Annotated in this window: 18 protein-coding genes and 1 tRNA gene; 9 read left to right on the top strand and 10 right to left on the bottom strand. The window is 54.8% G+C overall.

Going from position 1 to position 20,034, the window contains the following annotated elements; translation table 11 throughout:
* Together JW885_03260 and JW885_03255 are read left to right on the top strand one after the other, a co-directional pair.
* Positions 1-1,069: helix-hairpin-helix domain-containing protein (locus JW885_03260; protein MBN1881168.1), on the top strand; the 1,069-nt coding region annotated here is incomplete at its 5' end.
* 49 nt (positions 1,070-1,118) lie between these two features.
* A complete protein-coding gene (locus JW885_03255; GenBank protein MBN1881167.1) occupies positions 1,119-1,880 on the top strand; it encodes a ParA family protein in 762 nt (253 codons plus the stop codon).
* Between the two features lie 327 nt (positions 1,881-2,207).
* On the opposite strand, the gene JW885_03250 is transcribed toward JW885_03255, so the two are convergent.
* Together JW885_03250 and JW885_03245 are read right to left on the bottom strand one after the other, a co-directional pair.
* Positions 2,208-4,073, bottom strand: a complete 1,866-nt coding sequence (locus tag JW885_03250; GenBank protein MBN1881166.1) for an acyl-CoA dehydrogenase — start codon at positions 4,071-4,073, stop codon at positions 2,208-2,210.
* Positions 4,074-4,386: 313 nt separating this feature from the next.
* Positions 4,387-4,866, bottom strand: a complete 480-nt coding sequence (locus tag JW885_03245) for a GNAT family N-acetyltransferase (GenBank protein ID MBN1881165.1) — start codon at positions 4,864-4,866, stop codon at positions 4,387-4,389.
* A gap of 187 nt (positions 4,867-5,053) precedes the next feature.
* Between JW885_03245 and JW885_03240 the strand changes: the two genes are divergently transcribed.
* On the top strand, positions 5,054-5,818 hold the full coding sequence (locus JW885_03240; protein ID MBN1881164.1) for an MBL fold metallo-hydrolase: 765 nt from the start codon (positions 5,054-5,056) through the stop codon (positions 5,816-5,818).
* Between the two features lie 193 nt (positions 5,819-6,011).
* On the opposite strand, the gene ptsP is transcribed toward JW885_03240, so the two are convergent.
* From ptsP to JW885_03225, 3 genes are all read right to left on the bottom strand, one after another.
* On the bottom strand, positions 6,012-7,799 hold the full coding sequence (ptsP, locus tag JW885_03235; protein ID MBN1881163.1) for a phosphoenolpyruvate--protein phosphotransferase: 1,788 nt from the start codon (positions 7,797-7,799) through the stop codon (positions 6,012-6,014).
* Positions 7,799-8,782 carry an ABC transporter substrate-binding protein gene (locus JW885_03230; protein ID MBN1881162.1) on the bottom strand — a complete coding sequence of 328 codons (984 nt, stop codon included), beginning with the start codon at positions 8,780-8,782 and terminating at the stop codon, positions 7,799-7,801. Before JW885_03230 ends, ptsP begins: the two co-directional genes overlap by 1 nt.
* Before the next feature lie 135 nt (positions 8,783-8,917).
* Positions 8,918-9,667, bottom strand: a complete 750-nt coding sequence (locus tag JW885_03225; protein MBN1881161.1) for a DUF169 domain-containing protein — start codon at positions 9,665-9,667, stop codon at positions 8,918-8,920.
* A 1,115-nt stretch (positions 9,668-10,782) separates the two neighbouring features.
* Here JW885_03225 and JW885_03220 point away from each other — a divergent pair.
* Together JW885_03220 and JW885_03215 are read left to right on the top strand one after the other, a co-directional pair.
* Entirely contained in the window at positions 10,783-11,874 is a 1,092-nt protein-coding gene (locus JW885_03220) for a PAS domain S-box protein (GenBank protein ID MBN1881160.1), read from the top strand.
* Positions 11,871-12,515, top strand: a complete 645-nt coding sequence (locus tag JW885_03215) for a response regulator transcription factor (protein ID MBN1881159.1) — start codon at positions 11,871-11,873, stop codon at positions 12,513-12,515. Before JW885_03220 ends, JW885_03215 begins: the two co-directional genes overlap by 4 nt.
* 71 nt (positions 12,516-12,586) lie before the next feature.
* Here the strand turns inward: JW885_03215 and JW885_03210 are convergent, their stop codons facing one another.
* Together JW885_03210 and JW885_03205 are read right to left on the bottom strand one after the other, a co-directional pair.
* Positions 12,587-13,246 (bottom strand): 3-oxoacid CoA-transferase subunit B, encoded by a 660-nt coding sequence (locus JW885_03210; protein MBN1881158.1) that lies wholly within the window; start codon positions 13,244-13,246, stop codon positions 12,587-12,589.
* 4 nt (positions 13,247-13,250) lie between these two features.
* Entirely contained in the window at positions 13,251-14,204 is a 954-nt protein-coding gene (locus JW885_03205; GenBank protein MBN1881157.1) for a 3-oxoacid CoA-transferase subunit A, read from the bottom strand.
* A 310-nt stretch (positions 14,205-14,514) separates the two neighbouring features.
* Between JW885_03205 and JW885_03200 the strand changes: the two genes are divergently transcribed.
* The 4 genes from JW885_03200 (at position 14,515) to JW885_03185 (ending at position 15,367) form a co-directional block, all read left to right on the top strand.
* A tRNA-Arg gene (locus JW885_03200) sits at positions 14,515-14,590 on the top strand.
* A gap of 24 nt (positions 14,591-14,614) precedes the next feature.
* Positions 14,615-14,908 (top strand): hypothetical protein, encoded by a 294-nt coding sequence (locus tag JW885_03195; GenBank protein MBN1881156.1) that lies wholly within the window; start codon positions 14,615-14,617, stop codon positions 14,906-14,908.
* Positions 14,909-14,930: 22 nt separating this feature from the next.
* Positions 14,931-15,122 carry a hypothetical protein gene (locus JW885_03190; protein ID MBN1881155.1) on the top strand — a complete coding sequence of 64 codons (192 nt, stop codon included), beginning with the start codon at positions 14,931-14,933 and terminating at the stop codon, positions 15,120-15,122.
* Positions 15,122-15,367 (top strand): hypothetical protein, encoded by a 246-nt coding sequence (locus tag JW885_03185; protein ID MBN1881154.1) that lies wholly within the window; start codon positions 15,122-15,124, stop codon positions 15,365-15,367. The genes JW885_03190 and JW885_03185 overlap by 1 nt, the downstream gene beginning before the upstream one ends.
* 79 nt (positions 15,368-15,446) lie before the next feature.
* Here the strand turns inward: JW885_03185 and JW885_03180 are convergent, their stop codons facing one another.
* The 3 genes from JW885_03180 to JW885_03170 all read right to left on the bottom strand — a co-directional run bounded on the left by JW885_03180 (position 15,447) and on the right by JW885_03170 (position 20,025).
* Entirely contained in the window at positions 15,447-17,261 is a 1,815-nt protein-coding gene (locus tag JW885_03180) for an SIR2 family protein (GenBank protein ID MBN1881153.1), read from the bottom strand.
* 45 nt (positions 17,262-17,306) lie between these two features.
* On the bottom strand, positions 17,307-18,740 hold the full coding sequence (locus JW885_03175) for a sulfatase (GenBank protein MBN1881152.1): 1,434 nt from the start codon (positions 18,738-18,740) through the stop codon (positions 17,307-17,309).
* A 61-nt stretch (positions 18,741-18,801) separates the two neighbouring features.
* On the bottom strand, positions 18,802-20,025 hold the full coding sequence (locus JW885_03170) for an aspartate kinase (protein MBN1881151.1): 1,224 nt from the start codon (positions 20,023-20,025) through the stop codon (positions 18,802-18,804).
* Positions 20,026-20,034: the final 9 nt, after the last annotated feature.

Below are 20,034 nucleotides of genomic sequence, written 5' to 3'. Positions count from 1 at the left end.
GACGATCCTTGAGGGTGAGGGAGCGCTGGATCGGCGGCTGTTTGAGTTCAAGGAGCAATTCGAAGCGCTGATCGCGGATTTACCCCGTATGTCTGAAACCGGGGAGGCGCCCGCTCCCGGAGTCCCGGCGGCGGAAGAAGAATCGGCCATACGTCGATTTACACAGATACCGGGGGTGGGAGAGGAGCGCGCCCGCATATTGTTCCGGGCCGGTTTCACCTCCCTCTCGGCGCTTGCCGAGGCCAGTGTGGCCCGGCTTTTCAGGATCGAGGGCATCAGCCTTTCCCTTGCCAGGGATATCGCCGACTATCTGAATCCCGAGCGGTTTATCGATATGGAGATCATGCCGCCTTCCCGGCCGAAGGTAAAGGTGGAACCGGAGCCCTCCCCTCCATCATTTCCAATCTCCGACCCGGAAACCGCGGCGGAGCTTGAGGCGGAGATCGAGGCATTCTTTTCCGATCCTCTGAACCACGAGCCGTTCTCCGGGGCGGTGAAAAAAAAGAAGGAGTCACGCCTCGATGATGACCCGGAGCTCTTGATAATGTTCATCGAGCGATTTCGTACATATATGGCGCATATCGGTCGCCTCGTCGATTCCATGGGGCAGACCCCTCCCGTGCCCGTGCACGTGGAGGAATTGATCGACGTTTCCCGGTCCCTGGCCGCCGTGAGCCGGTATATGGGATTTTCCGATATCGGCGAGGAGGCCGGCAGGGTGTCGGAGGCGGCGGGCGGCCTGGGACAGGGGTCCGATGACCGTCAAGATGCGTTATTCGACATCATCCGCACCGCCCATACCCGGCTGATTTCGGAACTGGAAAAATTTAAACGATCCGCCGAGGTGCAGGGCGCCGGGAAAACCGATCCGAAGATGGAAATCCTGAACATGCTGATGTCCCGATGGGGCGAGCTTGACGAGCTGTATAGCCAGGTGGGGAGGATCATTGAACGGGCCTCCACCGTCGGCGTTCTGGATGAGGAAACACGAAGAATACTGAAGGGAAAAACCATTGAGATCGATACAGTGGCCTCATCCCTTTCGGAGCTTCTTGATAAAGAGAAATAAACGCCGCAACGGGCGCGTATCTTCACGTACTATCTCTGAGAGTTGATAGATGGCGCGAATCATCGCCGTAGTCAGTCAAAAGGGCGGGGTGGGCAAAACAACCACGTCGGTCAATCTGGCCGCAAGTCTGGCCGCCCTGGAAAAAAGGGTGCTCGTGGTGGGCATGGATCCCCAGTGCGGCATATCCCTGTCTTTTGGACTCACAAAAAACGATACTCTTTTCGGCATGTATGACGTGCTGTTTCTGAACGCGTCCCTCTCCGATGCCGTAAAACATACCGATATTCGCTTCCTTGACGTCATTCCGTCGAATGTTCGCACGTCCGACGAGGAGGATGTGATTCAGGGGGTGGCCAAAAAGGATAAATTCAGGCTCAAGCAGATATTCGACGACGTCCGATCCTACTATGAATATATTATCCTCGATTGTCCCCCATCTCTGGGAGCGCTTACCATCTCGAGCATGATAGCGGCGGACTCCATTCTTATACCGGTTCAGGCGGAGTATTTTTCCCGAGAGAGTATCGGCCGCTTGATAAAGACCGCCACAAAGGTCGCGAAGGAGAGCAACCCGGAACTCTCCATTGAGGGTGTACTGCTGACGATGGTGGACAGTCGCACCAAACTGGGCAGAAAAATCACCGAGGATATAAAAAACGCCCTGGGGAGCAAGGTCTTCAAAACGATGGTGCCCAGAACCGTGAAGCTCGCGGAGGCGCCCATGGAGAAAAAACCCGCCATCCTTTTGGATATCAACTCCCGGGGGGCCCAGGCCTATCTGAACCTTGCGCTGGAGATCGTGGGCGAATAGAGGCCGGCGGGGCTGACGTATGGTGTGAAGTGAGGGATGGAATGAAGGGGGAAAGGGGGGAGTAGGGAGGAGAGAACGGGCGCCGCGCCGACCGGTCGAACGATGTCACATTGCAGACAGACAATTACACATGAATACATCCATCTCTTCCGTCAGACCCTTCGGGGTTCCCGTGCGCCGGGATTGACCTGACACGCCGGGGAAACCGCCCCGTGCCGGACGCATCCGGTATCGAAAGAGAGCAGACAAAAAAACGCCCCCGTTTCAGATCGTGAAACGGGGGCGCGGTTTTTTAATACGGGCGACGAGTCGTATCGACTCCGCCGCTTAAAAGGCGAAGGAATTCGCGTTGATTTCCATGATGGACATATCTTCGCTCTTGATTGCCTCGGCGATGGCGCCGACCTCCGGCAGGACGTTGTAGATGAAGTACTTCGCCGCGGAGACCTTGCCTGAGTAAAATGCGGCGTCCGTGTTGTCGTTCATGAAGGCCGCCCATGCCCCCCAGTCCGAGGGATCGACGCCCTTATCCTTGGCGAGAGTGTCCAGCTTCTCGGACGCGATGACCGCCTGCCACGCGAGCATCCAGCCTGACAGCACCTTGGCGAAGAGATTCAAGAACGGATATGCATTGCCTACCGGCACCAGGAACTTGCCCTCCTTGCCGCACTTGGCGAAGAAACCTGCGATTTCCGATAATGTATCGACGGAGACCTTCATCTTGGCGACCAGGTCACCCACCTTCTTGTTCTTTTCGTTTTCGGCGATAAATGCGTATATCTCTCCCAGGAGGTTTGCGAAGTTCTGCCCCTTCCTCTGGGCGATCTTTCTGCCCACCAGGTCCAGAGACTGAATGCCGTTGGTGCCCTCGTAGATGGCGGCGATCTTGACATCCCTCAGAATCTGTTCCACCGGATATTCAGTGGTGTATCCGTAGCCGCCGTGCACCATGATGGCCTGATCCGCCACCTTGAAGCCGGTGTCCGAGCCGTAGGCCTTGATGATGGGGGTAAGGACCTCCAGCATACCGTGCCATTTTTCCCGCTCGGCTTCATCGGGAAGACAGAGCGCCTTGTCCTGACACATCGCGGTGTAATAGGACATCGCCCTGAGACCCTCCACATGGGACTTCATCCACAGAAGCATGCGGCGGACGTCCGGGTGATTGATGATGGGGACCCTCGGAGCATCGGGATCCCTGAAATTGGCCAGGTCCGATCCCTGGAGCCGCTCCTTGGCGTACTTCACCGCGTAGAGATAGGCCCGGGAGGCCGCCGCCAGTCCCTGTATCCCCACGCCCAGGCGGGCTTCGTTCATCAAGATGAACATGATTTTCATGCCCTGGTTTTCCTCACCCAGCAGTTCGCCGTAGCACTTCCCGTTGTCGCCGAAGTTTATTACGCATGTGGCGGACGCCTTGATGCCCATCTTCTTCTCGATGTTGCTCACTATCCAGTCGTTTCGTTCGCCCAGGCTGCCGTCGTCGTTGATGATAAACTTCGGAACCAGAAACAGCGAAATTCCCTTGGTGCCCGCCGGCGCCCCCTCGATCCGGGCCAGGACCGGGTGGATGACGTTCTCACCCAGGTTGCAGTCTCCGGCGGTGATAAACATCTTCGTGCCGGTGATGTAGTATGAGCCGTCGGGATTCCTTTTGGCGCTCGTTTTCAGCGCCCCCACGTCCGTGCCGGCTCCCGGCTCCGTCAGGACCATGGAGCCGGAGTATGTCCCGGCGAACATCGGCTCCATGTATTTCTTCTTCTGCTCGTCGGTGCCGGCCGAGGCGATAAGGTGGGCGGCGCCTTCGGTGAGACCCACGTATGACAGAAACGGGAAATTACAGTTGAAGTACTCCCGGGCGGCGGCGTTCAGGGTCTGAGGCATTCCCTGACCCCCCACTTCCGGGGGATGGCCCATGGTCATCCAGCCGCCCTCGTTATAGAGGCGATAGGCCTCCTCGAAACATTTCGGAACAAAGACCTGCCCGTCTTCCAGGCGACATCCCTCTTTTTCCCCCTCGGCTACCGCCGGTTCGAGAATATCGACGGTGTATTTTCTGGCTTCCTCCATCACCATTTCGAAGACGTCTTTTGAAAAATCCGCGTACATTTCGTTTTCGGTCAGTTTCTCGATTTCCAGCTGCTCGTGCAGGACAAACTTCTGGTCTCGTTCGTCAACAACGTAATTGCTCATGTCGTCTCCTCACTTTCAGGTAATAAACGATATATGTTGTTGTTTGTTTCCTGAGTGTTTATTTTGAAATCGAATAAAAGTAAGCCGCCGGGATCAACCTTCCCGAATTAAAGTGAGATTGTAGCAAGTCGCGACGGGGAATTCCAGAAGAAAATAAAAGAAAAAAATATTGATGTTCATTTGTGATATCGCCTGTCTGTGGGGTGAAGAGGTCGGTCGTCACGGCCGTACGGCGTCGTGTCTCGACGTCGAAGGGATCACGGATTCTGTATTTGGCTCATGGTGCACAGATGTGTGGGTGTCGTTTCGGCGGTCACGCTTCGGCGGGGCTCTTTTCCGCCGTGCCGTCGGCGCTCGGTTTCGCCTCTTCCCGTAGATCCCGGGTGAAAAAACAGAGCTCCATGTCCATCTCCCAGACGGTGTCCCTTCGTCGGTCGGTTTCGATGAATCCCTGGTGGCGGTAAAACTCCCGTGCATGCGTTAATCTGTCGACGGTGACAAGGTCCAGGGAGTCATAGCCGGCATGCCGGGAAAATCCGACGGCGCACTCAATAAGGGCCTTCCCCAGGCCGCGGTTTCTGACCTCCCGGGTGACGGTCAGCCACCGAAGGAACGCGATGCGGTCTGATTTTCTCTTCAAAAACATGACACCCACAGGCCCGATGTCTGTTTCCGCCAGCAGGAACAGCTCACGCTTCGGATCGTAGGTCAGGAGCATGTCTCTGAGGGTCTTTACCGCCCCGCGAAGAAAGGCGTATTGCCAGCCAAATTCGTCGATGTACACCCGTTTCATCACAGACAGCACATTATTGCCGTCGCCGGGCGTGTACCGTCGGATGCTGATCGACGAACTGTTCCCCGGGTCTTTTGGGATCTGTGAGAAAACAGTCTTGTCGGGGCGATTGAACATGGTCGTTTTTTAAAAAAAGATTTGTGAAACGTCTTTACATCGTCCGGTCGCTAGTATACCATATTCTATTATGCCGCACGCGTACTTTATTATCACATCGATGCCGATCCTCTTCGAAGGGCGCTCCGTTCGCCTGCCGTGTCTGAGCACCCTCGTCAGGCACCGGGACAACCTGATACTCTTCGATACGGGGCTGTACGGGGGCGACGAACTGGTGGGCGCGCTCGCGCGTCTCGGACATACGCCCTCAGATGTCACCCATGTCTTCAACACCCACTTCCACGGCGACCATGCCGGGGCCAACGACCGATTCCCCGCCGCGGTGAAGATCGCACGGAAGGATGAGTTCCTGTTTTCCCGGGACTGGCTGACCCGCTTCGCCGAGGCGACGGACCGAATGGAATTTGTCAGAGGCGACTTTCCCCATCTGCCCGATGATATCGTCTCCGACCGGACCCGGGGCCTGGAGGATCATGTGGATGACGTGCTGGGTCAATGGTGGAACGATTTCGAGAAGGACTTTACCTGGCTGGAGGATAATCCCGTCCTCCCCGGTGAGATAACCGTGCTGGAGACGCCGGGGCACACGCCGTACCATACGTCATACGTTTTTCACGGCGAGACGACTCGTCTGGTCATCGCCGGAGACGCTCTGAGCCAGAGAAAGGTTATCAACGGGGACGCCGTGGGCTTCGAGCCGCATCTCGATCTCGACGCCCACCGTCGAAGCGTCGACCTCCTCCTCTCGGAGGACGGCGTCATCGTTCCGGGACACGACCGCCCCTTTGCTCACGGAGACATCGGCATCAAGGTGGGTAAACAGGTCGTCTTCTAACATCGACAAGCGTCGGCGTTTTCCCCCACCTTTCCCGCTTCCGACGGCGTTATCGAACGGGGACCGGCGAAGACCCTAAAGAGAAACTGTTGTCGTTCACCCCGAACGCCCCATCCCGTCGTGTCAGAATGAGTATGGTGACCGGTTCTTTTCGAAAGGGGTGTAATGAAGGGCGCCCCGACGGGGCCGTGTGTCAGCGGGGCGCATCGATATCCAACTCCCGTTCGAGATACTCCTGCACCTCCCGGGCGCTATCCAGGGTCATCGCTTCCTCGACGATCCTGCCCGCCTCCGAGAGATCCACGGCCCGCACGGCCCGCTTCACCCCGGCGATCGATATCGGCTCCATGGAGAGAATCGAGATGCCGAAGGATGCGAAGACGACGGCGGAGAGCGGGTCGGCGGCGGCCTCGCCGCATATCGACAGCTCGGTATTGGTCTCCTGTGCCGCCCGCGCCACATCCCGGATCGTTGTGAGCACCGCCGGGTCGAAGGGAGAGTAGAGGTGGCTGACGTCACGGTTTGTCCGGTCGACGGCCAGGAGGTACTGGATGAGATCGTTCGTGCCGATACTGGCGAACTGCACCCGGGAAAAGAGCTTTTCCGAAAGGATAGCGGCGCTCGGCACCTCGATCATCACGCCCATGCGGGGAGTCCTTTCGGGAACGATGCCTTTCCGGGCCAGGTCGTCCGTGACCTGGTGAAAGAATTCCGAGAGTCGATCCATCTCACCCGTGGTCGTCACCATGGGAAACATCACGTCCACCGGACCGAATGCTGCGGCCCGGATGATCGCTCGGAGCTGTGCGGTCAGCAGGGCCGGGTGTTTTAAGGAAAAGCGGACGGAGCGGAGCCCTAAAAACGGGTTTGCCTCGAGCTCGCTAATAGTCCCCGGTATGATTTTATCTCCCCCGATATCCAGGGTGCGAAAGGTCACCGGGAGACCATTCATGCCCTTCACCACCCGTCGGTAGAGTTCATACTGCTCATCCTCCGAGACGAAATGCTCCCCCATCAGGAAGGGAAGCTCCGTGCGGAACAGACCGATGCCCCCGGCGCCCGATTTCAGGACGCTCCTGACGTCGTCGGGTCTTCCGGCGTTGGCGAGGAGCGAAACGGTCACTCCATCTTTACTGACCGCCGGGAGCGTGGCGAACGTTTTTTCATCGTCCCGCCTGGTCCGGTCCCGGACGATTTGCTGTGTATATGTATCGAGCTCATCGCTGTTCGGATGTATCAGCACCCTGCCCCGGGATCCATCGACGACGACCTGATCTCCAGACTGAATGATTTCCATCGCGTTCGGCACCCCCATCACCGCCGGAATTCCCAGGGAGCGGGCCATGATGGCCGCGTGGGAGTAGGGGCCTCCCTTTTCCGTGATCAGGCCGACCACGACGTCCCCATTGATGAGAATCATGTCGGACGGCAAGAGCTCGTCGGCCAGTATCACCGAGTTCTCCTCGAGAATCAGGCAGTGGGGATTGTCGTGAATCAAGGCAAAAGAGATCTGCCGGAGGATATCCGTGATATCCGACATGCCGGGAGGCGGCGATCCGTCGGGCTGTGTGTGGTTTTTTTCCTCGAGGAGCCGTATCTCCTCCCGGATGACGGCTTCTGAGTTTATTCCCTTTTCAAGAATGGTATCCGGGATGCCCGTTTGAAACAGCGTGGCGGATAGCAGCTCCGCCTGGGCATGGTATATTCGGGCCTCGTCGCCGCCGAATCGCGCCTCCGCCTCGGCGGCGGTGGCGCTCAGCTGCTCGCCGACCCGGTTAATCGCCGCCAGGTACCGCTCCCTTTCAGTGGCTCTGTCGTCCACGGAAAAGACGCCGACGGCGGCGGGTTTCCTCTCGAGAAGCCGGGCGGTGCCGATCCCGACGCCGGACGAGGCGGCGAGACCGACGAGCTCGATGTGCGCGGATATGGTCTTCTCCTCCGGTGCTCCCGGCGGGTTCGGGGGGATGTGTGGCCGTTCCATTACGATTCGGGCGCCGTAATCAGGGAAAAATTCATGAAATCCTCCGGGTCGGGATTCCAGGAGAGCTCCCCGCGGTCCTTCCAGTAGTCGATCACGTCGTCCAGGGTGTCCTCGAACGCCCCCGGATCGTCCTCGGTGCCGAAGTATCGGATGTTGTCGTCCCTGCCGTAGAATGAGACGGCGTTGAACGTGTTGTCGAAATCGGCGCGTACCTTATAGTGCTCGCCCAGGTACTTTTTGATGATGGTCTTGGATGCCGTGGGATTGTCCTCCATCCAGCGGACCGCCCGGTACACGCCCCGGACCACCGCCGCCAGGTCGTCCCCCCGCCGCTCGATGGTGTCTGCCTGGGTGAACAGCACGTCCACCACCATCCCGGGGGTCTCATTACTTGTGGCCAGGATCTCCGCATTGAGCTCCCGGCGGGCGCCGGAGAGAAACGGCTCCCTTCCCACCAGCGCCGTGACGTCTCCCCGCCGCATGGCGTCAAGCGCGTCGAGGCCCTCCAGATTGACGAACTCCATCTCGTCTTTCAACTTTTCCAGGTCCCGCTCCTCGAGGAGCATGTCCAGCCAGAACTCGCTGGGAGAAAAAAGCTCCATCGCCACCTTCTTCCCCTCGAGGTTTCTGATGGACCCGCACCCGGGCACCGCGACGATGCCGTCGCCGCCGTTGGATTCGTCGATGACCATGAACGCCCGGAAATCGAGCTCCTTTCTGCTCTTTCTGACCATGGCACCCGCCGGAGCGGCGACGATCTGGGCGTATCGCCCCATGAGCCGGGCGATGCGGGTGTCGGTATCGGCGATGATGGATATCTCCACATCGACGTCGTCGAAAAAGCCCTTTTCTTCGGCGATATACAGCGGTCCGTAGCCGATCCACGGGGACACGACGACGTTGACCGGGTGATGTTCCTGGGCGTGGACGACCGCCGGGAGAAGGACGGCGGCGACGATAAGGCAGAACACGGCCTTTTTCACGGCAAATGCTCCTGATCGGGGTGTTGAGAGGGTGAATCCTTCGGGGATTATCTCTGTCATCCTTCCCCGACGGGTTCGTTTATTCCGATTATTGTAGCACACGGACGTTCGGTGGACAATCGCCTTCGGTATCTACTACCGATCGATCCTCCTTTGTACCTTCCGCCACGAGTCGGTGATCAGAAAGCTCTCGTCCATGTTCGCTATCATGGTCTCAAATTTCTTCATGGGCACCGCGAACGAAAGGGTATCTTTCGGAACCGAGGGCCGGGCCGAAACATCGAACATGCCGATGACCGCCCGGGGGCTCTCCGACTCCGTCTCCAGGTATGGAAAGGACACGATGGAGCCGCAGCCCGCCGCGAAGGGGGTAAACACCCTGTTGTTGTCCACCTCGTCGAAGCCGGTCAGCGTAAACAGCCCCGAGAGCACATCGGGGACCGCGAAAAATACCACCACCGAAGGATTGTCATCATCGTCAACGGCGTCCCACCGTTTAAAGACGATGTACTTCGCCGGGGCGGTGAACTCCCGGGAATTCTCCATTATCTCCCTGACGATCTCCGGCGATTTTTTGTATCGCTCCCCCTCCATCTCTCCGGGAATGCCGCAGGACAGAAAATATTCGAAGTTGGGCATGATCGTGCGGGAGAAGCCGAGATAGCGCTTTGCTCCGTAGCAGACGACGGATTCCTCATCGAACGCCAGGGGCGTGCCCTTCCTGACATTGGCGAGGTCGGAGATGAGGCATCGATGTCCCGAAGAGGTCTTGGCCTTTTTGATATCTTTGATGTCGTCGGTATAGAAGAAGATCATCGGGAGCTCCGCTTTGTTGAAGTACTTCTTCCATCGGGCGGTGAACTCCGCATGCAGGGTCATATCCATGATATTCCTCCATAAAACCAAACGTGAAAAGCGCTGTCCGTCGTCCGCTATTGTAGACCGTTTCTGTTCATTTTGCCATAACTCTTTCGGGCATCGGTGAAGACGTCCGGGGGAGCTGGGAAGGGGGATGGGGGGGGGTAAGGGGGGTGAGGAAACACCTGTCGGGCGATCGGCCGGGTGTAGACCGGGGACACACGACGACGGCGTTCGGGCCTGTGGCGGGAGAACAGTGGGGAAGCACCCTCGACTCGGTATGTCCCGGGAAAAAACGGCGATGACTCTCTCTTTTCGTCGGGATCATTCGTATATTGACACACGGCCTGAAATGTGTTATCAAAATAACGACATGTCTTCGTCGTCGGTACTGAAGGGAACCCCGTTCAAGCCGCTCTAAATGCCTCTTTTCAGGGGCGCACTATCGAACGGGGTTGTGATATTCCAGATCGTGGATGTTTCGTCTCGCATCCAAGCGGGCGGGGCCGCCCCGTCGATGGAAATCGAGAGAGGGAGGAGAAGAAGGGGCGGCGGCGGCCTTATGAAGGTATGCTAATCTATTTATGGCACAAATTCTCGGCAAGACCAGAAGAAGAGAGCGCGAAAAGTTGGTAACGATAATTACCGGATTTAGGTGGTTTTCTGGCTACTGAAGAGGGCGGGAAAATAGAAAAACAGGCTGTTGCATACGTCATAACCGTCTGTTTCCATCAGGGTCGTTGGTAGCGGGAAACCGCTTTTCTCAGACATTCACATATTTTCCGCCACTATTTGAGCAGCGTTCAGGTAATACCTCACTGATACTCCTGAAGCTTGGCAGTTTCGTTCCGATCGTTGATGAACATCCGAAAGAGGACGATCCCTCAATCTTCAGGCGCCCTGACAACGATCGCGTCCTTTCTATCCGGAACCATATCGTCCGGACCGATGAACAACTTCTTTACGAATGAGGCGAGCGCCGGCCGGATTATGTTCGGTGTGACGGATAGGATATATAAAAACTAAAGAGGCAACATCCAAAAAACCAATTGCAACAATGTGATTGACATGACCATACATCTCTCCCAAAAAAGGAAGTTCTTATCACTAACAATCGCTCGTCGATAAAACCAAAATAATCCATGTATATTGAAGAATTAATAAAGGCGCGCAGTGAAATCGCCGAGATGGAGGCATTAGAGGCATCCATCCTGGAAGCGATACCTCACGCCGTCATCGGGTTGCAGGACAGGAGGATTATTTTTGTCAATCAGGGGGTCACGTCTGTATTCGGCTGGATATCCGATGAACTGATCGGCAAAAACACCCGGCTTTTGTACCGAACGGAAAAGGACTATGAAAGGATCGCCGGTAAACTCTATTCCGTTCTCGAAAAGAAGCCTGTTGCCAGCATGGAGTTCCCCTGTGTACGGAAAGACGGTACGAAAATAGAGTGCATGATCAACGCTGCGCGAATCGGCAAAAAATTAAAAGAAAAACGAGTGGTTATTACATATGAGGATATTACGGACCGGAAACGTGCGGTACAAGAACTTGAGCTGTCAAGGCAGCAGCTGCGAAAATTATCGGCGCACCTTCAATCTATCCGGGAAAAAGAAAGAACCCGCATCGCACGTGAGTTGCACGATGAGTTGGGGCAGCTTCTGACGGCGATGAATACGGACATCATCCTGCTGAAAAACAAGCTCCCGGCCGAGCAGACGGTGCTGTCGGACAGAGTTCATAGCCTCTCCTCCCTCGTTGATCTGACAATGAAGACCGTCAAGCAGATTTATATGGGGTTGCGTCCGGGCATGCTCGATCATCTCGGCCTGACAGCGGCCATCGCCTGGCAAGCTGAGGAGTTTTCCAGACGCACCGGCATCGACTGTAAAGTATCCTTCAGTCCGGAAGATATAGAAATCGATCCGGATTTGACGACGACGGTATTTCGCATTTTTCAAGAAACCTTGACGAACGTGCAGCGTCACGCCGAGGCTACGAAAGTAACCGTCCGCCTGAAGACAACCAACGACCGTCTCGAGCTTGTTGTCAAGGATAACGGCAAGGGCATCACACATCATCAGATGGAAAAACCAAATTCATTTGGTTTGCTGGGAATAAAAGAACGGGTCTATCACTGGGGAGGAAAGGAGGCCATTGTCGGGAAAAGCGGACGGGGCACCACCATAACGATCAGCATCCCCTTGCCAAAGACAGGAGAAACATCATGACAGGGAAAAAGATCAAGATTCTTATTGCCGACGATCACCCCATTGTCCGCGCAGGTTTCAAGCAGGTTCTTTCAGAGACGCCCGATCTCGTTGTTGAGGATGAAGTGGGAAACGGGCAGGAAGTCCTCGCATGTATTAAAAAGAAACAATACGATGTTGTACTGCTGGATATTTCAATGCCCGGAAAGAACGGCCTGGAAGTCCTCCGGGAGTTGAAAGCCTACTGTCCAAAACTCCCCGTGCTTATTCTCAGCATCTACCCCGAAGAGCAATATGCCATCCGGGCATTGCGGGCGGGAGCGGCCGGCTATCTGACAAAGGAAAGCGCACCCCATGAATTGATTTCCGCCATTCGGAAGATTTCCGAAGGCGCACGCTACATCACCGCGTCCCTTGGCGAAAAGCTGGCCAACTATCTGGACACGGACATAACGAAGTTGCCCCACGAAACCCTATCCGATCGCGAACATCACGTCATGCAGCTTATCGCATCCGGAAAGACCGTTTCGGAAATCGCCGAGATTCTGCATCTGAGCGTCAAAACCATCAGCACCTACCGCTCCCACATTTTGGAAAAGATGAAGATGAAAAGCAACGCCGAGATTATCCTGTATGCAGTGAAGAACAAACTGATAGAGTAATCGTCGTATGTCCCTTCATCGACATCGGGAATTTCTCCATCCGGAAAAAGAATTTACCGCCGTTTCATCCCTTAGGCAGCCCATTCAATAGCCGCATCTGTAATGAGACGCGGGCCGGTAATCTCCTGGACATCTTCTATTGTCCATCCCGGGGCCGTTTCCCGAAGGAGCAATCCTTTTTCCGTAATTTCGATGACCGCCACATCGGTCACAACCATCGATACGCACCGCCGGGCGGTGAGCGGGTATGTACATTCGGTCACAATCTTCGCTTCTCCTTGCGGGGTCGTGTGTTTCATCATGATGATGACTTTTTTGGCGCCGGAGGCGAGATCCATCCCCCCGCCGTAGCTTCCAACCTTCCTGTTGGGAAGCTTCCAGTTGGCGAGATCTCCTTTTTCAGAGACCTGGAACCCGCCGAGCACTGAAACGTCGAGATGTTCTCCCCGAATCATGGCGAATGATTCCGCGCTGTCGAAAAATGATGCGCCTGGAATCACCATGATGTCTTCGTCCCCTGCATTTCCGAGGTCTTTGTCTTCCATTCCCTGAGGAGCATGAGAGCCGACCCCCAGCACCCCGTTTTCGGCTTGGAAAAGGACCTGTGCTCCGGGAGGTAAATACGATGAAACCAGCATGGGCATTCCGATGCCGAGATTGACACAAAATCCATCTTTCAGCTCCCGCGCCACGCGTCTGGCCATCTGTTCTTTTGACATTCTTTCCTTCATGGTCTTAATTATACCTCCCTTCTCGAACGTGAACAACACGATCTACGTATACACATGGTGTTATAATATTATCCGGGTCAAGGGCAGCCGGTTCGACGAGGTTCTCGGTTTCCACTACGGTCGTCTGTGCCGCCATGGCCATTATCGGGTTGAAATTGCGTGCTGATTTTCTGTATACGAGGTTTCCCAGCGTATCGGAAGTATATGCCTTGATCAGTGCAAAATCCGCTTTGAGCGGATATTCGAGCAGCATTTCACGACCGTTAATTTCACGGGTTTCCTTTTCTACGGAAGCTTCCGTACCGACCCCCGTAGGAGTATAAAACGCGCCGATGCCGGCACCGCCTGCCCGGATTCGTTCCGCGAGAGTTCCCTGGGGCACGAGATCGACAATGACTTGGCCCTCCATTGCCGCGCTCTCAAGCACGCTCACTTTTTTGGGCGACCCGAACACGGCGAAGCAGGTGACAACCTTTTTGACCATCCCCGCCTGAATGAGAATACCCACGTCTATGGGGTTTTTCCATCCTCCGCTTGCGTCGTTTAGGATGACGGTAAGATCCTTCGGCCCCATATCACGCAGGGCAAGGAGAAGATTTGACGGCATCCCCCTTCCTGTGAATCCTCCGATCATGATAATTGCGCCGTCACGTATCCCGGCCAGCGCATCTTTGCACGTTGCATATAATTTTTTTCCGTTGCTTCGCGCCTTTTCCCTTTCAACGTATACCCGTTTGTTTGAGACAGCCGTTTTCTTGCTGTCCGTGTTACTGAAAGCCCCCCACGGATTGACATCCGGATCCTCTTTGCAGGTCGGACAAAAATAGCGGGCGGTCAAATCTTCTGCACCGCAGCCCCATACCTCCAGCTTGCAGCAGTCGCCGCATATTTCCGCTCCGCAGTTGTCACATACCGTTCTTGCCTGTTTTTTTCCACAGACTGTACATTTTGTTTTCATAATCCCACTCCTTATTTGGTCGTCAGAGGAGACAATTTGTCTCCAATCCCTATACTTTTTCGCGCTCATACTCTACTCTCTGACGCCTTTTTCGACAATCAGGCGGGGTCTGATTTTTCTTTGAGAAATTGGATGATATTTATATCAGACAAAAGGTAACTTTATGATAGGTGTTTGTCTGATAGTAACAGGCTGGTTTTATCAAAATCAAAACGGCATGCACTCACGGATCGCTTGATAAATATCAAAGAAAGTTTGACTAACCGAAAAGGGTATGATAATTTAAGTACCTTAAAGGGAGTTTTGTATTGCGCCCGTAGCTCAGGGGATAGAGCACAGCGCTCCGGACGCTGGTGCCGCAGGTTCAAGTCCTGCCGGGCGCACCATTTCCTTGACCGGCACATCTGACTATGAGCACGAAAGCCGTCGTAGACGATTCAAACGTTCCCCTCAATCCCTTCATCGAAGAGTATATCGCGGCGGTCTTTTACGCGGCGGCCTCAACTCTTAGGGGTGTGGACGATCCAAAAAGGCTGGAATTCATCATACACAAGGACGATCTCCAGATCATATCGGACGGCGCGCCGGTGGAGTTTACCGGATTCGCGAAAGTAATTGTCGCCGATACACTGAAAGCGACCCTCAAGCACCTCAAGGGTGTCGACACCGACCGAGAAACAAGGGTCGTGGTGACGAGATCATAGAACACTTCTTCGGGACAAAAACATGGAAATGTACAAGTTATTGGGCATTGTTCTTGTGTGTACCGGCGTGTTCGATATGGTGGTGCTGCCGCGCATCATCGCACAGCGCATGACCGAAAACACACAGATCGTCAAAGCGGCCATCTGGGTTGCTGCGCTCCTGACGATGGCGGCGGGGGCTGCCTGTTTTTTCGGCGTGTTTGGTGAGTTCTGATGACCTACCGAGAAGAGGAAAAGAGGGCGTGTCCCGCATGCGGCGGCGCCGTGGAGGAGGGAATGAGCCGCTGTCCGTACTGCGGCGAAAACCTGGTGTTTGCCGGTGAAAGATCCGAAGACGTGGACCCCCCGGCCATGAACCCGATCGGGGTGGGCCCCCGGGCCTGCGCGATCATCATCATCCTGATGGGGGTGGTGCTGCTCTTGTATTTTCTGCTGGGGAATGGAAACGTGCAGCCGTAATAGTGGAGGGAGATTCTATAACGCCTCTGCCCGCCGATAACGTTTCTTGATTTTCTATTATTTAGTATGTTTTAATATGTCAATTTCGATGTCCCGTTGTGTGTCTCTCATGAAGAGATTTTAGGATCGTTATTGCCTTCTCAACATCTACTTCATGTCCGGGAATCGATTCGGCCAACTCTTTTGTGCGCTTCGCATAGTACTCTGCCGTACCGAAATCATTCATTCCCCCTGCAAACTCTGCCATATCGCGCAGGACATTGATAGTTCCGGTTTCAGCCCCCATGACCGACAACTCTATCTCTAAATCGCTCATATTTTCCAAGATACTTCCATATTCTTCTTCGAGATCGTCTTGTCGGCGGCTCAGTTTTTTCTTTTGAAGGATATGATGAGATTTCATCTTCAAGGCTTCCCTTCTTGTATATGAAGATTCCCTCAGATATCCTTTTTCTCGAATCTGTTTTTCCAGTGTATATTGTACCCGAGAAAAGAACTTCAAACATGGTTTTATCGGGGACGGAAGTACGAGAATGATTCGCTGGATATTGTGATAAAGAATCCTTTTCGCAATCAAATGATAGATTTCATAGGGTTTTTTAGATAACCGGTGCCGTAATAGCATCAATCCAAGGAAAAAGTGCGAGATTAAAAAATAGCCAAGAAGAAATCCCAGGGTGCTTGAGAGAGACGATTGTGTGAGCAGTTCAATCTTTTGTTTTTCGTCCAATGAATTATTCAAAAGACACCTGAAAGCATGAGAAACAAATTTTTTATATTCTCCGTTATGCATAAAGCCGTTGAGGGAGAGCAGTTCCAACGGTATCTTCTTTTCAGCATCATATAATCTTGAAGCAGTTAATAAGACTTCTCTGCTTTGAGGTGCCTGAAGGTATTCAAGAATTCTTCCCAACAATTCCCACGAATCTCTTTTTGTGAAAGGAAGCGACGGTACGTTATCTTCTGAGAATGCAAGTTCTCCGCTGTTTTTAATATCAGCCCAGTTTAAAACAGCGTTTTGTCCATCTCTCAAATTTATATATTCAGTTTTCGCCTTTATTAGATTTTTTGTCTTTTCCTTCAATCGTTCTGTAGCTAATGACGGATCACGGATGTAGCCATTTTCTTCTACCCTATCAAACCAGATGTGTGTATCATCCGTAATGCTGTTTCTGTTGATGTTTTTAAGGGCCAAGTTTATATCAAAATCGACGCCACCGTATCCAATGAATCTGAACGGGTACATATTCAGATCGTTATGCAGTTCTCTTTGAACTGTTTCAGGGAGGCTTTTCGCAATGTCTTTGTATTGAGCGGCCAGTTCTCCGATACTTTCTTGATCATTGAGCCGCGATGCGGTTCCATGAAGCTTGATCATTCTAAAATCTTCAATATCAGGGAATGTAATTTTTACCGCTGAATGATTCCCGATGATTTTTGTTATCTTTCTCACACATTTCAAATCGCTTTCTATGGCGCATTCAATGCATTCATCAAAATTGGTTTTATAAATCACCGGTACGGTCCCGTTTCTCACAATTTTTGCTATTGCTTGATGGAGTGTATTGAACCGTGGTGTTTTTGTTGACCTTCCCACATTCACATCTTGGGAATAGAGTTGCAGGAGTTTCACTGAGAGTTCTGGATTTGTTTCATATACGACTTCTACCAAAGCCTCAAAAGCCATGCTTTGATACATGGTATAAAGCTGAGACTCTGTTGTCTTTAGATCGTCGACCATCGATTTTATGTTTTTTGGAGGTACATGTAAGAAGGATTCCTCGATACTTGACAATATGCCTTTTTTGACAGATGGGACTGTCGGCATATTTGCCGTCTCAAATCCTGATATTGCCGAACCGATGAAAAGGGCATATTGTGTTTTTTTGACCATTATAAGGGTTTTTCTTTTATTTCACCGTGTCACAAACCGCAGACCTCATCCCTTCGCTCCCCTCATGATATTTCTTCCCTCGATCCAGTGTTTTCGATACCAGCTTGACGTCTCGAAGGTGTCGTTGAGCTCGGCCATTTTGTTGTACATACATTCTTTGAGACGAACTTTTTCTTTCGAATATGCGGGGTCATCCGCCAGGTTGGTCGTCTGGAAGGGGTCCTCGATGTTGTCGTAGAGGTGCTCCGCGCCGTCTCTCCGGTAGACGGCGTAGGTGAATCGCGTGTCCCTGGCACCCCGCCACTCGTACCCGTCCCTGAAAATCGCGCAGGCCCCCAGGTTCTGCATCAGGGCGGCCTCCGGCTCCGGCCCGGGCTGTCCAAAAACACAGTGTGAGAGGTCAATCCCCTCGACCTCCGAAGGAATGGAGAGATCGAGAAGGGAGAGCAGCGTCGGCATGATGTCCGGCGTTCCGAGGCAGGCGGCGCTCGTGTGTCCCGCCGGGATCGAGCCGGGTCGTCTGATGATGAAGGGGACCCGGCAGGCTTCCTCATAGAATGTGTTCTTGTTTCTCCTCCCCTGGGCGCCGAGCATCTCCCCGTGGTCCGAGGTGAACACCACGACGGTGTCTTCTGTACGGCCCGCATCATCCAGCGCCGAGAGGAGCCGCCCGAGGTTCCAGTCGAGATTGGCGTTCATCGCGTAGTAGACCCGCCGCCAGTCGAGGAGGTGTCTCCTTGCGCCGGGAAGAAACCGCCCCCATAGATCGGCGTATGGGTCGTTTTTTGCGCGGTAGTTGGGAGGATTTGGAAAATCGAGATCCAGAAACGGTTCGAGGAACTCCCTCGGCGGCGCGTTCTTCGCCCGCCAGGGATCGTGGGGCACACCAAATGAGAGAAATAGGGCGAAGGGGGCGTCCCTCCGTGCGGCCCTTCGGATGAAATCGACGGCGAGATCCGTCTGGCCCGTGGGCTCATAGACGCGAGATTTCGGGTCTTCTGTGTAGTACAATTTCTCGGGGGTGTCCGTGTAATAGTACGCGTTCCAGTAGGTGTGGTTGAAGTTATAGGCGGCCCAGTAGCCGTCGAATCCGAGCCGATGGGGACCCGGCGGAACGAAGCTGTTCTCCGCCCTGTGGTGCCGGGCGAATTGGTTGGCGTAGAGGTGCCATTTCCCGATGTACCCGGTTTCATAGCCGGCATCGGTCAGCACATGTCCGATTGCCCGGTGGTTCGGGTTCATCCTCAGCTCGTTGATGACCATGCCGGTGGTGGTCGGGTATTTCCCGGTGAAAAGGGACGCCCGGTACGCCGAGCAGACCGGCATGGTGGAGACGGCGTGTGTGAAATCTACCCCTTCTTGTGCCATGCGGTCGATGTGGGGGGTGCGGGCGTTCCGCGCCCCGGCATAGCCCAGGTGGTTTCTTCCCAGTTGATCTGCGAAGATGTATATCAGGTTGGGTCGAGGCTGTTCGGTCATGATCGCTTCCAGAATGTGTTCCGATCGGTGCCGGAGGTGTAGGGTCGTGAAAGCCGGCCCGCTATTCCTGGTCGGGGAAGGCTGCGTGGAGGAGCCGTACCGCTTCGTCGAGGCGATCCCGCTCCACCACCACGCTGATGCGAAACCGGGAGGTGTGGATGTCGTGGATGTCTATGCCTGCGTTGGTCAGGACCGTCACCGCCCGCTTCAGGTTGGTCCCGTCGTTGATGATGCCCTCGCCGATGAGGGATACCGTCCCCCTCCCTTCGAAGAACGTGATTCCGTCCGGATACCTTCGGGACAGCTCATCCCTGATGTTTTCATAGCCGTGGAGGTTTTCCAGAGGCAGAATGAAGGTAAACTCGTAGCCGTCGTCGGTCTGTATTCCCAGGTCGAACTGCTTGTAGGCCACGTGCCTGCCGTCGAGATAATCGAGGGCGGCGGTGATCTCGTCCATGGAAAATCGCCGCTTCGATGCGACGAAGATAATATTCCGCTCGTACACCACGCCCCGAACCCGGCCTGTGCGGTGATCGTTCTCGAAATCCGCCACCGCCGTGCCGGTGCCGCCCCCGAAGGTGGAGACCGAGTGGATGGTGATACCCGCCTGTTTCGCGTACGCCACGGCGGCGGAGTTGAGAACCTTGGCCCCGGCCTCGGCCATCTCCTGCATCTCCTCGAAGGTGAGGCGTTCGATCTTGCGTGCGTCGTCCACGATGCGGGGGTCGGCCGACAGCACCCCGTCCACATCCGAGCAGATTTCCAGGAACTCCGCCTCCAGCGCCGCCGCCAGGGCCACCGCCGAGGTGTCCGAGCCGCCCCTCCCCAGGGTGGTCACCTCCCGCTCCAGGCTCACCCCCTGGAATCCTGCGACAATGGCGATGAGGCCGGCATCCAGGGCCTCCAGGATGCGCTGGGGGCGCACCTCGATGATCCGGGCGTTGGAGTGGGTGGTGTCGGTGATGATGCCGCTCTGGGAGCCGGTGAACGATTTTGCGGGGTGCCCCGCCTCGTTCAGGGCCATCGAGAGGAGTGTCATGGAGATGCGCTCTCCCACCGACAGCAGCATGTCCAGCTCCCGGGCGGTGGGGGTGGTGACTACCTCCTTCGCAAGATCGAGGAGTTTATTTGTAGTGTCGCCCATGGCGCTGACCACCACCACCACGCGAAATCCCTTTTCCTTCGTTTCTATGATGCGCCGGGCGACGGCCTTTAACTTTTCCGGATCGGCCACCGACGAGCCGCCGTACTTCTGGACGACCACCCGGTATGTCTCGCTTGTCATGACGCGCCC

The organism is Candidatus Zymogenaceae bacterium (assembly GCA_016931225.1).
In the GTDB taxonomy this organism is placed as follows: Bacteria; Desulfobacterota; Zymogenia; order Zymogenales; family Zymogenaceae; genus JAFGFE01.
This window is presented reverse-complemented; position numbering and strand designations above follow the sequence as displayed.

What these genes read in the sequence shown, in the direction of transcription:
- JW885_03255 (MBN1881167.1), top strand. Translation starts at nt 1,119, where the DNA reads ATGGCGCGAATCATCGCCGTAGTCAGTCAAAAGGGCGGGGTGGGCAAA.
- JW885_03250 (MBN1881166.1), bottom strand. Translation starts at nt 4,073, where the DNA reads ATGAGCAATTACGTTGTTGACGAACGAGACCAGAAGTTTGTCCTGCAC.
- JW885_03245 (MBN1881165.1), bottom strand. Translation starts at nt 4,866, where the DNA reads ATGAAACGGGTGTACATCGACGAATTTGGCTGGCAATACGCCTTTCTT.
- JW885_03240 (MBN1881164.1), top strand. Translation starts at nt 5,054, where the DNA reads ATGCCGCACGCGTACTTTATTATCACATCGATGCCGATCCTCTTCGAA.
- ptsP (MBN1881163.1), bottom strand. Translation starts at nt 7,799, where the DNA reads ATGGAACGGCCACACATCCCCCCGAACCCGCCGGGAGCACCGGAGGAG.
- JW885_03225 (MBN1881161.1), bottom strand. Translation starts at nt 9,667, where the DNA reads ATGGATATGACCCTGCATGCGGAGTTCACCGCCCGATGGAAGAAGTAC.
- JW885_03220 (MBN1881160.1), top strand. Translation starts at nt 10,783, where the DNA reads ATGTATATTGAAGAATTAATAAAGGCGCGCAGTGAAATCGCCGAGATG.
- JW885_03215 (MBN1881159.1), top strand. Translation starts at nt 11,871, where the DNA reads ATGACAGGGAAAAAGATCAAGATTCTTATTGCCGACGATCACCCCATT.
- JW885_03210 (MBN1881158.1), bottom strand. Translation starts at nt 13,246, where the DNA reads ATGAAGGAAAGAATGTCAAAAGAACAGATGGCCAGACGCGTGGCGCGG.
- JW885_03205 (MBN1881157.1), bottom strand. Translation starts at nt 14,204, where the DNA reads ATGAAAACAAAATGTACAGTCTGTGGAAAAAAACAGGCAAGAACGGTA.
- JW885_03195 (MBN1881156.1), top strand. Translation starts at nt 14,615, where the DNA reads ATGAGCACGAAAGCCGTCGTAGACGATTCAAACGTTCCCCTCAATCCC.
- JW885_03190 (MBN1881155.1), top strand. Translation starts at nt 14,931, where the DNA reads ATGGAAATGTACAAGTTATTGGGCATTGTTCTTGTGTGTACCGGCGTG.
- JW885_03185 (MBN1881154.1), top strand. Translation starts at nt 15,122, where the DNA reads ATGACCTACCGAGAAGAGGAAAAGAGGGCGTGTCCCGCATGCGGCGGC.
- JW885_03180 (MBN1881153.1), bottom strand. Translation starts at nt 17,261, where the DNA reads ATGGTCAAAAAAACACAATATGCCCTTTTCATCGGTTCGGCAATATCA.
- JW885_03175 (MBN1881152.1), bottom strand. Translation starts at nt 18,740, where the DNA reads ATGACCGAACAGCCTCGACCCAACCTGATATACATCTTCGCAGATCAA.
- JW885_03170 (MBN1881151.1), bottom strand. Translation starts at nt 20,025, where the DNA reads ATGACAAGCGAGACATACCGGGTGGTCGTCCAGAAGTACGGCGGCTCG.